The 12,392-nt window shown below is 37.4% G+C and carries 19 protein-coding genes; all 19 read right to left on the bottom strand.

Features of this window, described 5'->3' with window-relative positions; genetic code table 11:
* Nucleotides 1-49 precede the first annotated feature (49 nt).
* On the bottom strand, nt 50-379 hold the full coding sequence (locus FG382_RS08410; RefSeq protein ID WP_244950526.1) for a hypothetical protein: 330 nt from the start codon (nt 377-379) through the stop codon (nt 50-52).
* Between the two features lie 44 nt (nt 380-423).
* Nucleotides 424-828: a phage structural protein gene (locus tag FG382_RS08405; RefSeq protein ID WP_142538451.1), complete on the bottom strand. Its 405-nt coding sequence runs from the start codon at nt 826-828 to the stop codon at nt 424-426.
* 15 nt (nt 829-843) lie between these two features.
* Nucleotides 844-1,845 (bottom strand): DUF3383 family protein, encoded by a 1,002-nt coding sequence (locus FG382_RS08400; protein WP_142538450.1) that lies wholly within the window; start codon nt 1,843-1,845, stop codon nt 844-846.
* Nucleotides 1,845-2,327 (bottom strand): phage neck terminator protein, encoded by a 483-nt coding sequence (locus FG382_RS08395; protein WP_142538449.1) that lies wholly within the window; start codon nt 2,325-2,327, stop codon nt 1,845-1,847. Before FG382_RS08395 ends, FG382_RS08400 begins: the two co-directional genes overlap by 1 nt.
* Nucleotides 2,320-2,661, bottom strand: a complete 342-nt coding sequence (locus tag FG382_RS08390) for a hypothetical protein (RefSeq protein ID WP_142538448.1) — start codon at nt 2,659-2,661, stop codon at nt 2,320-2,322. The genes FG382_RS08395 and FG382_RS08390 overlap by 8 nt, the downstream gene beginning before the upstream one ends.
* Nucleotides 2,658-3,167, bottom strand: a complete 510-nt coding sequence (locus FG382_RS08385; protein WP_142538447.1) for a hypothetical protein — start codon at nt 3,165-3,167, stop codon at nt 2,658-2,660. Before FG382_RS08385 ends, FG382_RS08390 begins: the two co-directional genes overlap by 4 nt.
* Nucleotides 3,139-3,513, bottom strand: coding sequence for a phage head-tail connector protein (locus FG382_RS08380; RefSeq protein WP_142538446.1), 375 nt, complete (start codon nt 3,511-3,513; stop codon nt 3,139-3,141). Before FG382_RS08380 ends, FG382_RS08385 begins: the two co-directional genes overlap by 29 nt.
* The gene (locus FG382_RS22605; RefSeq protein WP_170206481.1) at nt 3,500-3,652 is read right to left on the bottom strand and encodes a hypothetical protein; all 153 of its coding nucleotides are present in this window, start codon (nt 3,650-3,652) and stop codon (nt 3,500-3,502) included. The genes FG382_RS08380 and FG382_RS22605 overlap by 14 nt, the downstream gene beginning before the upstream one ends.
* Nucleotides 3,653-3,708: 56 nt before the next feature.
* Nucleotides 3,709-4,659, bottom strand: coding sequence for a phage major capsid protein (locus FG382_RS08375; RefSeq protein ID WP_142538445.1), 951 nt, complete (start codon nt 4,657-4,659; stop codon nt 3,709-3,711).
* Between the two features lie 13 nt (nt 4,660-4,672).
* Nucleotides 4,673-5,323 (bottom strand): capsid assembly scaffolding protein Gp46 family protein, encoded by a 651-nt coding sequence (locus FG382_RS08370; RefSeq protein ID WP_142538444.1) that lies wholly within the window; start codon nt 5,321-5,323, stop codon nt 4,673-4,675.
* 31 nt (nt 5,324-5,354) lie between these two features.
* Complete coding sequence (locus FG382_RS08365) at nt 5,355-5,543, bottom strand: ribosomal-processing cysteine protease Prp (RefSeq protein WP_142538443.1); 189 nt, start codon at nt 5,541-5,543, stop codon at nt 5,355-5,357.
* Nucleotides 5,544-5,710: 167 nt separating this feature from the next.
* Nucleotides 5,711-6,622: a phage minor head protein gene (locus FG382_RS08360; RefSeq protein WP_170206480.1), complete on the bottom strand. Its 912-nt coding sequence runs from the start codon at nt 6,620-6,622 to the stop codon at nt 5,711-5,713.
* Entirely contained in the window at nt 6,600-7,982 is a 1,383-nt protein-coding gene (locus FG382_RS08355) for a phage portal protein (protein ID WP_142538441.1), read from the bottom strand. Before FG382_RS08355 ends, FG382_RS08360 begins: the two co-directional genes overlap by 23 nt.
* A gap of 17 nt (nt 7,983-7,999) precedes the next feature.
* Nucleotides 8,000-9,232, bottom strand: coding sequence for a PBSX family phage terminase large subunit (locus FG382_RS08350; protein ID WP_142538440.1), 1,233 nt, complete (start codon nt 9,230-9,232; stop codon nt 8,000-8,002).
* Entirely contained in the window at nt 9,225-9,644 is a 420-nt protein-coding gene (locus FG382_RS08345; protein ID WP_229677371.1) for a terminase small subunit, read from the bottom strand. Before FG382_RS08345 ends, FG382_RS08350 begins: the two co-directional genes overlap by 8 nt.
* 98 nt (nt 9,645-9,742) lie before the next feature.
* Nucleotides 9,743-10,072: a YjcQ family protein gene (locus FG382_RS08340; protein WP_170206479.1), complete on the bottom strand. Its 330-nt coding sequence runs from the start codon at nt 10,070-10,072 to the stop codon at nt 9,743-9,745.
* A 124-nt stretch (nt 10,073-10,196) separates the two neighbouring features.
* Complete coding sequence (locus FG382_RS08335) at nt 10,197-10,682, bottom strand: sigma-70 family RNA polymerase sigma factor (RefSeq protein ID WP_142538437.1); 486 nt, start codon at nt 10,680-10,682, stop codon at nt 10,197-10,199.
* An 11-nt stretch (nt 10,683-10,693) separates the two neighbouring features.
* A complete protein-coding gene (locus FG382_RS08330) occupies nt 10,694-10,885 on the bottom strand; it encodes a hypothetical protein (RefSeq protein ID WP_142538436.1) in 192 nt (63 codons plus the stop codon).
* Nucleotides 10,886-10,978: 93 nt separating this feature from the next.
* A complete protein-coding gene (locus FG382_RS08325) occupies nt 10,979-12,169 on the bottom strand; it encodes a hypothetical protein (protein ID WP_142538435.1) in 1,191 nt (396 codons plus the stop codon).
* Nucleotides 12,170-12,392 lie beyond the last annotated feature (223 nt).

Genomic DNA, 12,392 nt, shown 5'->3' with positions numbered 1-12,392 from the left:
CCAGAAAACCCAGTTTTCATCGACTGTTTGCCGGTGTACATGAGCTGGTTTAGCCCTCTTGAAATGTAAATTTAACTGCCGCGGACATCACTTCTGTGAATCCTCCTACTTCCTCGAAGTGCTCGAAGTTTACTTTTGTTCCATCTTCTTTGAAAACCACATGTTCCATCAGAGATTCATAAAGTTTTTCACCTTGTTGAACACCGTGTTCATTCTTTGATTGATCACGCATTCGAATTGCTTCACGTAACCCCGGATGTTGGAATGTGTACTTTTCCTTATTTTTTGTTTCGAATGATTGTTGTTCACCTTTTTTAGCCATTTGCTTTCGCTCCCATTCTTTTCGTTTTAAATGATTTGTAATATGTCGTTTTTTCATGGCAAATTAAAAAGAGCGAGCATATGCTCACTCCCCTTTCTGCTTTATTTAACTGTGTAATCAAAAACTTTCAGTGTATATACACGATTACTAGCCGATTTTCCGTATTCCTTATCAGCCGGCTTTGTTACCATCGCCTTTGTACCACCAGTTACTTCCTTGATTTCGTTGTTTGAATTCACCCAAATAGGCACAAGCGTGCGACTATTAGCAAGGCTATCTAAATAAGATATGGAAGGTGACGTTTGATTTAATGTGATTTCAATAGTACCCATATTATCGCCGTTTACAGAAATCACTGCATCTCCTTGTGCGGAAGAACTTGACTCAAAGTTATCGTTATCCTTTGAACTTTTAACCATCGTTCCATCTGCGTAACCAGTAATAAATACTCCAGCAACTGTTACGACAACCTTTCGAGCATCATATGTTCCGATATGTCCTGTCATTAATTATATCCCTCCTTAAACTACCATTTCGCCGTAAACAGTAGCTTCGTGGATTGCTCCGGCTAGTTCAAGGCTAAATGATAATCCTTTATAATGACGTTCTACGCGATCTTGAGCGCTTGTTTGAGCACGGTCTTTCGCTGTAAGTGTGTAAAGTGGTTGTCCTGCATCGTCTGCCGCAATAATCCCTTGTTGACCTGCAATTTCAAGGATAGTACGTGCTTCCCCTTCAATTTGAGGTATACCGACATCATCAAATGCGATTTTGTCATTATTGATAAACAAAGTGGAGATAGCTTGTTCCATATTGACTTTCACCCAGTCTTTTCCGTGAATTACGTCAATGTATTCACCTGAAAGCACAGTGCCTTCTGATGTTTGATAGTTGCCATTTTTAGCAACGTATGCGAAACCATTTAATGCATGGATTCCAAGTAATGTAGTTGCATCATATGGTGCTGGATCTACACCAATTAGCTTTTTAAATTTGTATGTGATGGAACCAACAGGTTTAGAACCATGTCCACCTATTAATGCTAGATGAGGATATTGTTCTAACTTGTCGTGCATCATGACAAATGTACGATCGTATTTCTTTGCTGATAATGTTGTTAAATCTTCAAGGCTATCAACTGTATGCGCGGCGATTTTGAAACCTTCGCCCTCCACAACGTCAGAAATAGCAATAAAATCTGCAACAGTACCAGTTGCAAGTGATACAAAGTACCAGTCTTCGTTGTAATACTGTTCAAGCGCTTCTGCTGCAGTAACTTCCGTACCATCATAAGTGGCAATTGCTACTTTTGCAGTACTGGTATCGCCTTGTTTGAATGCAACACGAGCCGCTTTATATGGATCTGTATCTTCCGCAAAATCAGCTTTCACACCTTCAATATCACCATAAATCTTAAATGATGGCTCGCCTGCCTTTTCAGCCAAAATCAACGGTGTACCAAGTCCAATTAATGCAGACGGTTTCTTAATATTGATAATGACTGTAACGTCTTTTAATGGCATTATTCTTCCTCCTTCGAACTGACTGTGACTTTTTCAATCACATCAATGTTGTATGTTTCTATATCTCGTACACGTAAACGCACATCAAAACCCACTCTACGTTCATACTCGATATTTAAAAAAACATCCCTATTAGTAGCCGGCAAAACGTCTACAATAGCGATGTAAGCATCTGATAATTCAATTGTACCTTTTCCTAAAAAATAATTACGGGCTTTATTAGCTAAATTTGTTGTTTCCTCAATGCTTTCTGAATGAACAGTGAGGGATAGTACCATTTCATAATCTTGGTGAATAGTCTGTGTACCATCACCAGTAAAAACAGCTGAGAAGCCTATGCCAATAGCCTGAGTGGTCTGCTTGATAGTGACAAACGGATAAGGCGGTTGCTTACCAGTCGTTTCTGCTTGAATAACATTCTTACTGATATATGTGCTTAAACCTTTTTGAACCGGAATCCACCAGTCATCGTATTCAATCAAAAGAACTCACCCCTTTAGCGATATAACGATAAAAGTCACCGAATGGAGTGAAATTTCCCGATGTATCTACGAGATACTTATGGCCATTCCTCTCGATTTTGTCGCCGTGTTGAAATGTTTTGAGTGAATAAATCTGAGCATCACCATTTGTTATTAGACCACCTAGTTGAGCGATAGTTTTCATATCAAACGGAATGATTGCAACACTTCTGATGACAGGACTTTCTTTACCCTCCACCCATTTACCGTTAATCCAAGCGCCTTCACTCTTTTCATACGCAGTAATAGGACCACTGTACTTATTGATTAGGCGAACGAAGTTATACATACTCATTCGATTTCAACCTCCATCGCTTGGATTAAACCACCGTTATCTACTAACGGATTGTTCGAACCTTTACGTTCAACAGTGAAAGGATGATTGACAGGATTATTTAAATCAATAGCATACTTTTGAATCTTACCTTTCAACTCGAGTCCTACCATCTCGAAAAATGTTTCCACCGACACATTACCATCAACTACTTTTGTAATTAACTCCTGCGCCTTATCTTGAACCGCTTGTATATTGGCATCCGTACCGGTTCTTAAAAAAGACCTCTCAGGTATGACTATATGAGTTGTAGAAGCCTTCAAATAAAGACCTTGAGAAGCAAGAAATCCCCTCATCTTATCCGTTACTTGGATTCTAGCACCGAACTCATGAACACTGGCAATCATGCCTAGTTCAGTATTCTGCATATAGCCGATTTTAGCTTTCTTTTGTTTTGCTACTGAAAGGTCTGCCAACACTTGAGGAATGCGATTATCGTCATTTACTGTTATACGGATAGGACTCATAGACATCACGCCTCCCTATCTTTCTAAATCTAAGCTTCCGAAGTCCTGCCATACTCAAACGTTTAATAAGAGCATTGTCACGTTCTTCGCTAGATTCGAAAGTTTGTGACATACCTCCGATAGATTCACTTTTCACACCAGTATTACCATTGAGTTCGTACTGTACATACGAAGCTACTACGCCTTTAGCCACTGCCGGTAATGTCAGCACTCCATCTAATAAGAAGCTTTGATTACAATTGCTCTGTACGAATTCTATAGCTTCCTCTAGTTTCAACGTCAGAAAAGGATCTTTGGAATAATCATCCGTCATTTGCAACAAAACCTTTAACTCATTTAGCTTCATCGTCTACACCTTGCTTTTTGCGTGCAGGTTTTGTTTTTTCGTGAAGTTTATAGCCATGTGCTTTATACACGACCTCATAAGCTTTTTCTGTTACCTCTAGGACTTTGCCGTCTTTTTCAATCTGTACTTTTTCAGCCACTTGAATCGCTCCTTTCAAAGAATATAAAAAGACAGGCGGTATTTAATCGCCTGTCATTAAGGTGTTACGTCTGGAGTTAATGCCGCAAACGCATCGTCTTTTAAAGTCATGAATCCAATGTGCATAGTAGCACGCAGAGCAAACATATCACGTTCAAATAGGTTAACTGGACCACCATCAGCAGTAATAGTCGTTAAAGTAGCATCTTCACTGATAGCATACTCGATGCCTTGTAAGATTCCGTAACGAGCATACTTCCAATCTCCTGTGATTAGTTCAGCTTTGCTATAATCCCATGCTTTTCCGTCTACATAACCAACTGGCATGCCTAATACTTGGTTAGCTGCACCTGCTGTTGTATCGTTGAAAATTGGTTTATTTTGACCATCTACAGCACCACGTAACTTTTGACGGAACCTACGAGTAGTAGTGAAACCGTTAGCATCATGGTCTCCATCTTCTACAAGAGCAACAAGACCGTTTAGATCAGTATAAAGATTCGGTGTAGAACCAATTTCGATTGTGTTCCCACTTGCTGTAATACGTTCCCATACTGATGTACCAGCTGTATACGGAGAACCATTTCCGAATAAAGCTGCTTGGTCAAATTTTGTATAAAAAGCTTCAGCAATCATCGGTTTAACTTCGTTGAAGAAATCAGAAACAGAATATCTCAAGAATTCTTTTGATACTGGAATGATTACACCAAGCTTCTTCGCTTCCATTGAAGCTTTTAGCCATTCTGCTTTACTTGTTTGAATACGTTCTGCCTCACCTACCCAGTAAGCTCCAGGACCATCAGCTAAATACGTGAATTCTTTCTTTGGTTTCGTCATATTTTCATAAGTTGCTATTTGAGCAACAACTGAGTTCTGCATAAAATCCGTTAGAACCAACGTTCCTTGTTCTGTTGGGATTGTTCCTGTTTTAGCATCCATCAATAGGACGTTATCAGGATTAAAATCGAATTGCTTAATGTTTGCCTTTAATAGTTGTTTGTTTTTCATGTATGTTTTCCTCCTAATTTCTAATGCTTGCATCTGCAGCTAATTTGCCAATATCGATTGAACCTACGTTAGCATTTCCACTACCGTGTTCAATGTGACGGCCATTTTCTTTGAACCTTGCATCTACCTGAGTATTAACAAGTCCATCAAGATCTGTTTTTAATTCATCGAGTAATGTTGTTGTAGCTGTTTCATCATCACCTATGAATCTTTCGATATATTTACTAGCAAATGCGCTATCTAAGCCTTGTTTTGTCGCATGTTTTAATGCCGTCTCTTTTAATTTTGAAAGCTTGCTTTCTTTTTCTTGGCTTTGTAGCTTTTCTTCAAGCTCACGAATACGTTTTTGTTCTGGTGTTTCATCTGGATTGCGTTTTTTAACCTCTTCTTCAATAAGTGAATCAAGGTTGTTCGTTTTCCATGTCTCAAGTGATTTAGTAAAGTGTGCATCCAGTTTAGGTTGCAATACTTTCTTTGCTTCACTAGTTTCTAAGAACGTCTTTACGTTATCGGCGGTCAATACATTCGACTTGTAGTATGCTTTCACTTCTGCACTATCCTTGTGCGTATCTAAAAACGTTTTTACTTGATCAAAAGTAATTGAATCACCATCAAACTGATTGATTTTTACGGCTAAACGCTCTTTTTTCTTCATCTCTAACATTTGGTTTCCTCCTATGCCAAGTAGTTCGAGCCTACTTGTTCATTTCGATTATTTTTACAGATAAATCTTGCGGAAATTGTTCTTCTAAATCTTGCAAATAACGTACAGATGATTGCAAAAGAGTAGAAACAGCAGCGCATACAACCGATTTCGTATGTCCCTTCGCTTCAATACTCAAATAACCATCTGGATTAGTTTTGACTGTAATTTCAGTCGGCATTTATAACACCCTCTCATGTGCCCTTACAGTACAAGCCAGTAAGTGCAAGGATAAGCACTATTTATCGGATAGTTCCGAGATAGTGGATCACCGTACCTTTCTCGAATTTGACATAACGAAAAACAAGACTCACCACCACCTTTATTGCATAATAAAAAGCCGTATTTCTACGACTCCATTGCTTCTCTAAAATCCTCAAACGTCTGCTGAGCAAGATCATCATTCGTTTGTCCCTTGATACTCTCAATCTCATAAACCAAGATGCATCGACAGTTGATGTCATGATGTGCATAACCCGTATTACCTGGTGCTACACCTCGTTCTCCATTCCCTAAATCGAATAAATCATCAACAGGAATCTTTTTTTGATCCATCTTCCGATGATTTGCTTTGCTCGACTTCCTAACACGACTGTCTTTCATATTTCGCCACTTCTTCAACATGATTACGCCTTTAGAACTCGCTCGCTTGGCACTATCTAAAGTACCTTGCTCACGTACTCGATGGGTTTCTGTACGAGTTACACGAATAGCTTTGTTGTAATCACCCTCGAACGTATCTTTTAGAGTTGTAGCCATTTCCTTATAAGTAGAACCTCTGACAAGGCTCTGTGTGACCTCTTGTTGGATTTTATAGATTATTACACGTCTATTTCTTTCGAGCGTTTTAGAGAGCGTGAGACCTTTAACAGGGTTATCGATGGCAGCTTTAATTTGTTCCGCTTTCAGAGTTTTGTATTGAAGGTTCTTTTGAGCTTCACTTTCAATAACCCAACCCATCCATGCGTAAGAGTAAACATATGATTCTGCTAAATGAGCGCTTATGCTTTTCTGTGTTTCTTGTGACATCGTATCGACGTGTTCATTCAATGAATCAATGAACTTCTTCAAACGGTCGTACTTAATTAGACTCTCGTAAGTTAACTGTCCGTCTTCCTCGTAATCAGCGTAGATTTTACCCAGCTCTGACAATGCAACATTAACCAACTGGCGATAAAAAAGACGAATAGAACCTTCTATCTTTGAAAGCTCTTTATCCACCCATTTCTCAAGCTTTTCACTGTACTGTTCCAGATCCATTATCTTCACCATCCATCAAAGGAGGAATACTGTCACGTTCTAGCTCACGTTGTTCTAACTCGTAATCTACATCATCAACAATAGATAACGTCGATATAGCCGTTTTCTCAGATGTGACTGTTTTCAACATGACAGCCGTCTGTGCTTCTTCCAGTAAGTTCACTGGGATATTACGCTTGAAGCTAAACCACACCTTCAAATAGTCTTCCTTCTCGCAAATACTTCTCTTGGACCATGCGCTACACAGTACTTTGAACTGGTATCGCAAAGCAGAAACCATCTTTCGCTCCATCGTGATACATTTGTTTTCTAAGGACATGAGCTTGTACTTCATAGCGACACCTGTAATGGTTCCACCAAATGATTCGTCCGAGAAGTTCACTGACTTGGCAAATCGAAGTATGTTTTCTTCCAAGCGGTTCAAATGGTTTTCAATCATTGTGTCGTTGATGTCTTTAGTGAGGTATTTCACTTCATCGTTATCACCAAATAGCTCAATTACTCCTGACTTCTTTAAATCTGCCAACGTTTCATCATCAGCACCAAGCCCCTTCAGTATCAGATACGCTAGCCTGTATTGCTCAATCTCATTGGAAGCATCAGAAAGAGTACGATCGTACGCATCAATCAGAGAAAAAACCTTTTCAGCATCGGCCATTAGTTCTTCGTTGTTAGGCAAGCCAAATAACGGACAATATTCAAATGTGTGTAGTTTTTTCTCAACTTCTACAAGTCCGTTTGCTCCTGTTTCAAAGACATAAAAATAAGCGTCGTCGTAAAACTCGACACGCTGTTCGTTATCATCTATTTTGATGTATCTGATTGCAAATTCCGGCTCTGTGTAATCACTTGCTGAGATAATGACTGTTTCCCAAGGGTCAATGTTGATGATACGCTCTTTCCCATCTAAATCGATGTAAGCTAATCGTGCACTATAACCACAAATAGCTGATTTCTTGCCCCACTCACTGTCTTTATCTTCAACACTATTACGTAGTTTGAAAAATTCAATCTCATCTTTTAATGTCTGCAATTGGTCTTTAGATTTCTCGTCCACATCGTAACCAATGGGATGACCAAACATGTACCCGACTTTCGTATCAACGATTTCAGCATCGAAAGAGTTGTTTAATCGATTGTTTACTTTGTTATCGATACGTTTAATGGCGCCTGTTTCAAAGTCCTCATAATCGACAGCTTCTCGCGTTAAAATTGGCACTCCTGTAACAGAAGCCTTGTAGCGTTCGTAAAACTTCAGTAGTTTTTCTTTAGTACTTTTATGTTCTTCGATAACTTTTTGTATTAACGATGGATCCGCACCTTTTTCACGGAAGGCTTTTAAATACTTGTACGTGTTCAATTATCTCCCCCCTTTGTTTATCCTGTTTTTCTAGTGCGTTTTCTAATAGGTTCTAAGCTATATCTCAATGCATCTAGTAAGTGGTTATATTCATCAATCGGTTTGTTGATTGGCTTGCCTTCCTTGTTTTTATCCCAAACATAGTTGGCTAGCTCTATGCTGAAATTTGTACAGGTAGGATGTACGAATATGCTGAACTGTTGAATAAATTGGATGCCGACTTTAATACTGTCTGGTCCTTTGTCTGCAGCCTTCACCTTCCGTAAGCCATACCGTCTTAAATCGACAATTGACTTAGGTTCAGAGGAATCCGCAATAATCAGTTCTTTCGAATACCCTTTGTCAGTTATTTTCTTAGCTATTTCATCATTCAACAAAGCTTTCTCATACATTTCATCAAACAAAAACATCTCTTTGTTTTTCACGTCTACAAATGCACATGCCAATGCTGACGGGTCATTTGTATAACCGAAGTCAAGTCCAAACACCGCTTTAATTCCTTCTCTTTTAGCGATTTCTGTTTTATCGAATGCAAACTCTCTCCAATTTTCATAAATGCCGCCTTCAGCAATACCCCACTCACCAAGACCTTCAATTTTGTAACGTCTAGGAGAATGCTTCTTCATCCATTCGAATAAATCGATATCCGAATGATCTAAGAATTCATTGCAAAGGTAATTGGTCGTCATCGCTAAGACATTTGGATTTTCTACATCAAAAAAACGCTTCTTCAACCAGTGTTTATCTGACCACGGGTTAAACGTAAGCGTAATTTGTTTGAATAGTCCTCCAGTGTCACCACGGATAGACATATCTATTTTGTTGAAATCATCTTCATCTACTACCTGGAACGCTTCCTCGAACCACGCCCAAGATAAATATCCTTTATCTACTGTGATTGAGGTAACACTCATCGGACTATCTAATCCACGAAACATTATCTTCTGTCCGGTAGGTTTATAGATGATGACCAACGGGCTCAACTTTGCTTCCCATAAATGGGCTACTTCCAATTGATTGATTGCCCATTTTAATTGAGCGTATGTGGAATCTTGATGATCTTTAAAAACTTTCCGGATAACTAATAAATTTGCAGTTGGATTTTCCATCATTCGCACAATAAAGTTTAATGCAGTAGTTGTAGATTTTTTAGAACCACGGCCACCTTTAACTACTCGGTAACGACCTTTATAATTCCAGTAATCTTTGTATCCTCCACCAACAACTTTCTTTAAGCTTACGTTAGTCATCTAAATCATTCACAATCGTCACTGGAACTAAGCCATCTATTTGTTGTTTCTCAGTCCACATCGCATATCGTTTACCAAGCATTTCTGCCGCTTTGATTCTGTCTTTGGCACTGACGTCTATATCATCTATCGACTGATAACCTTCACCCATACCTCGAAGCGTTTGTTCTTGTTGTTCTCCACGCATAATGCTTGTTAGGTATTCTAAAATTTCTTGTTGATCTGCAACTCGTTCCGACTTTAATTCTTCCATTCGGCTTTCTATATAGGCAGAAACGTTAGCATTTGTTAGCAGCCTACTTCCATTAGCTCTAGCTGTTGCTTCTTTTTTTACATTCGGATAAGCCTTTAAATAAGCTTCTGTAGCATTACCCAGCTCGATGTAGTTATCTGCAAACGCCTGTTGTTTCATAGTTAATTTCTGTTCAATCAATGGCATCACCCCATTATGCTATTTGCTTTTTATGGCATAAAAAAAGCACCTCCGTTGAGATGCTTAAACGTGCATGTTTAATAACCAGGAATCCATTCCTTTATTTCTTTTAGAATTGTATATACCTTTGCAGTTGGTTTATTCGCTTCTAAATAGTCTATTCCCTTCAAAGTTATTCGAGGTTCCAAAGCTTTGTAGCCACTGTAAGTAGTTCCTAAAGTTGGAATTTTTCTTAAGCCATCTATATAGCCCTCTTCTATCATCATACTTAAGATTCTGCTGTGTTTAGGTGCAGAAATACCTAACGCTTCTGGATTTACTTTATTAAAGTCTATTCTCTCCTCGTCTAAAGAGTCTTCTAAATATTTTAATATAGCTACAATAATATCTTTTGTGTCATTCGCCATATTCTCACCTCCCATTGACAATATTCGCCAAAGAAAGTGAAAATCCTCCTACAAAGCATCGTAAGATGGTAAACGAAAACTATTTTTCGCCCGGGGGACCTACCTAGCCGACCCTCCTTCCAGTTTACACCGCAGATTTTTCTTTTAGCAAATATTGGTCGTCTTGTGCTTTTTGTGCGTTCTGTGCGTTTCGTGCGCTTACAATGATTTCTATTATTTGATGCTTTCTTTCTTTTACGTAAGTGACGCCTACACCTAGTTCGCCAGCAATTTGTCGATACGTCCAACCATCTAAAATGTGATCATAAACAATATTCGTTCGTAAGTCTGCAAATGAGTTGGTGAAACTCTCTAATATGTGTACGCAGTACCTCATATAAGTAAGTCGCTCTAATTGTTTTCGTTCTCGAATATCCATTTTTTTTAATTCAGCTTCACTCTTACCTGAAGAACCTTTCGGCATAGCAGCATCTAATCCGTATTGAGCGACACCCCAATCATACATAGGAATTTTATAACCATACAATATACGCTCTAGTCTTTCTATCTCTGTTTTCATCATTTGGTAATCTGTGATTATTGATGCTATTGAATTTCTGCTTTTGAACATATCAATCACTCCTATCGTTTATTTCGAATCGCTCCACTAACTCTTATGTACGTTTGTCGATTGCACCCCATCAATTCTTCAATTTCCCTACGAGAATAGCGTTCTTTACCCTTCTTACTCGTCTTTGTATTCGGATTGACTAACTCACCCCTAGTAGCTTGTTTTATCCCTTTTTCGACTAGTTCTGTTTGTAACGTTCCCATTCCCTTCTCTCCCTCAGATGAAATAAAAAAGAGGACAACAAATGACACAGCGATTGCTGTAATCGTTTGTTGTCCTCCAGTTGGCTGGGTGGACTAAAATGTTATTTTCAACTTCCCCTCGTTGTCTACCTCTAGTTCTTTACTAAAGATTAAATCATTTAGAGCATCTTTATAAAAAAGATAATGTGAAGGACTTTTGCCTTTAAAGTTATATAGTATTTCATTAGAATTTAATCCAGGATTTGTTAGAACATATCTCATAATTTCTTTTTTTGCAATCTTTATATCTCTAGAACCACTAATAGTATTGTAATTATTAATAAAATTATTATAATTCAATAACTCTTCTACTTTTTCATAAAACTCCTCAGGTTTATCATTTGTTTTACTCTCTATCATTAGCTTTTGTAAAGATGTTAACAAACTAAGATTCTCTTTATTCATACCTTCTATCTTTGATAAACCATCTTCTAGTTCCTGAGAAAAATTAGAAGATTTCCTCACAATTTTATTTAATTTTTCAATTTCTTTTTTCATATCATAAACATTTTGTTTTTGTCCTGCTACATCCCAAAGTGTTATTAAAATAGCAATTACAGCTAGAACTATAGATAAAAGTAAAGAAGCATTTGATAATCCTGAAATTGCTAGGTCCTGACGATATAATGATAACCCCCCTACCAAACAAGTAAGTAATATCAAAATTATAGCAGTATAAGTAAAATGAAGCTTTAAACTCTTAATTTTATATACATCATATTTCATGACTTCATCCTTTTCTTCTTGAAAATTAGACTGACTATCTGAAATTTTAGATTCGTTTAAAATAAAATTTGTATAAGGTAAAATTAAACCCATGAATACTAATAAATAGAAATTACTTATACTGGTGATTACATTTTGCTCAATAACGATAAACGTTAGAAAAAGTGGAATAAAGCCTAAATAAGCTATCATAATAGTTAATATGGCTACAATCCTCTTTAAATTTAACTCTAAATACCTCCTTTGAAAACTCAAAGATTTTTTCATTAAAAATTTTACAAATAACAAATAAACAAAATATGATAACAGAAACCAAATTACTATAACAGTAATAAAGATATTTGCCTTGATATCCTCATCATTAGACTGAAAAATATTAAAGTAATTATATAAAATGTTTGGCCAATTAAATATCGAAGTTATTATTGAAGAAAAATATATTGTAACCAATAAAGAAACAAATCCTAGCAACCAGATAATTGGAATAATATAAAATATATTCTTACTGTCCTTACTCAAGATCTTTCCCTTCTTCCCTACGTGTCCTCCTCATATCCTTTTCCTGATGCGTTACATTCTTAAATTCTCTATGGTGGTTCACTTTGATTTACCTACTTTCATATGAATCTAATGTCACTTTCTTTATATAGTTCCATTATATCAGAAAAGAGTTTTCTACTTTCAACATTATTTAACTTTTGATATAAAAAAAGACAACAAATGACACAGCGGTTGCTGTAAT

It is taken from the genome of Psychrobacillus lasiicapitis, assembly GCF_006861795.1.
GTDB lineage: Bacteria > Bacillota > Bacilli > Bacillales_A > Planococcaceae > Psychrobacillus > Psychrobacillus lasiicapitis.
This window is presented reverse-complemented; position numbering and strand designations above follow the sequence as displayed.

Coding starts and splice junctions, on each gene's coding strand:
- FG382_RS08370 (WP_142538444.1), bottom strand. CDS start 5,323: ATGTTAGAGATGAAGAAAAAAGAGCGTTTAGCCGTAAAAATCAATCAG.
- FG382_RS08405 (WP_142538451.1), bottom strand. CDS start 828: ATGACAGGACATATCGGAACATATGATGCTCGAAAGGTTGTCGTAACA.
- FG382_RS08360 (WP_170206480.1), bottom strand. CDS start 6,622: ATGGATCTGGAACAGTACAGTGAAAAGCTTGAGAAATGGGTGGATAAA.
- FG382_RS08390 (WP_142538448.1), bottom strand. CDS start 2,661: ATGAGTATGTATAACTTCGTTCGCCTAATCAATAAGTACAGTGGTCCT.
- FG382_RS08385 (WP_142538447.1), bottom strand. CDS start 3,167: ATGAGTCCTATCCGTATAACAGTAAATGACGATAATCGCATTCCTCAA.
- FG382_RS08330 (WP_142538436.1), bottom strand. CDS start 10,885: ATGGGAACGTTACAAACAGAACTAGTCGAAAAAGGGATAAAACAAGCT.
- FG382_RS08410 (WP_244950526.1), bottom strand. CDS start 379: ATGAAAAAACGACATATTACAAATCATTTAAAACGAAAAGAATGGGAG.
- FG382_RS08340 (WP_170206479.1), bottom strand. CDS start 10,072: ATGGCGAATGACACAAAAGATATTATTGTAGCTATATTAAAATATTTA.
- FG382_RS08375 (WP_142538445.1), bottom strand. CDS start 4,659: ATGAAAAACAAACAACTATTAAAGGCAAACATTAAGCAATTCGATTTT.
- FG382_RS08400 (WP_142538450.1), bottom strand. CDS start 1,845: ATGCCATTAAAAGACGTTACAGTCATTATCAATATTAAGAAACCGTCT.
- FG382_RS08335 (WP_142538437.1), bottom strand. CDS start 10,682: ATGTTCAAAAGCAGAAATTCAATAGCATCAATAATCACAGATTACCAA.
- FG382_RS08365 (WP_142538443.1), bottom strand. CDS start 5,543: ATGCCGACTGAAATTACAGTCAAAACTAATCCAGATGGTTATTTGAGT.
- FG382_RS08350 (WP_142538440.1), bottom strand. CDS start 9,232: ATGACTAACGTAAGCTTAAAGAAAGTTGTTGGTGGAGGATACAAAGAT.
- FG382_RS08380 (WP_142538446.1), bottom strand. CDS start 3,513: ATGAAGCTAAATGAGTTAAAGGTTTTGTTGCAAATGACGGATGATTAT.
- FG382_RS08345 (WP_229677371.1), bottom strand. CDS start 9,644: ATGAAACAACAGGCGTTTGCAGATAACTACATCGAGCTGGGTAATGCT.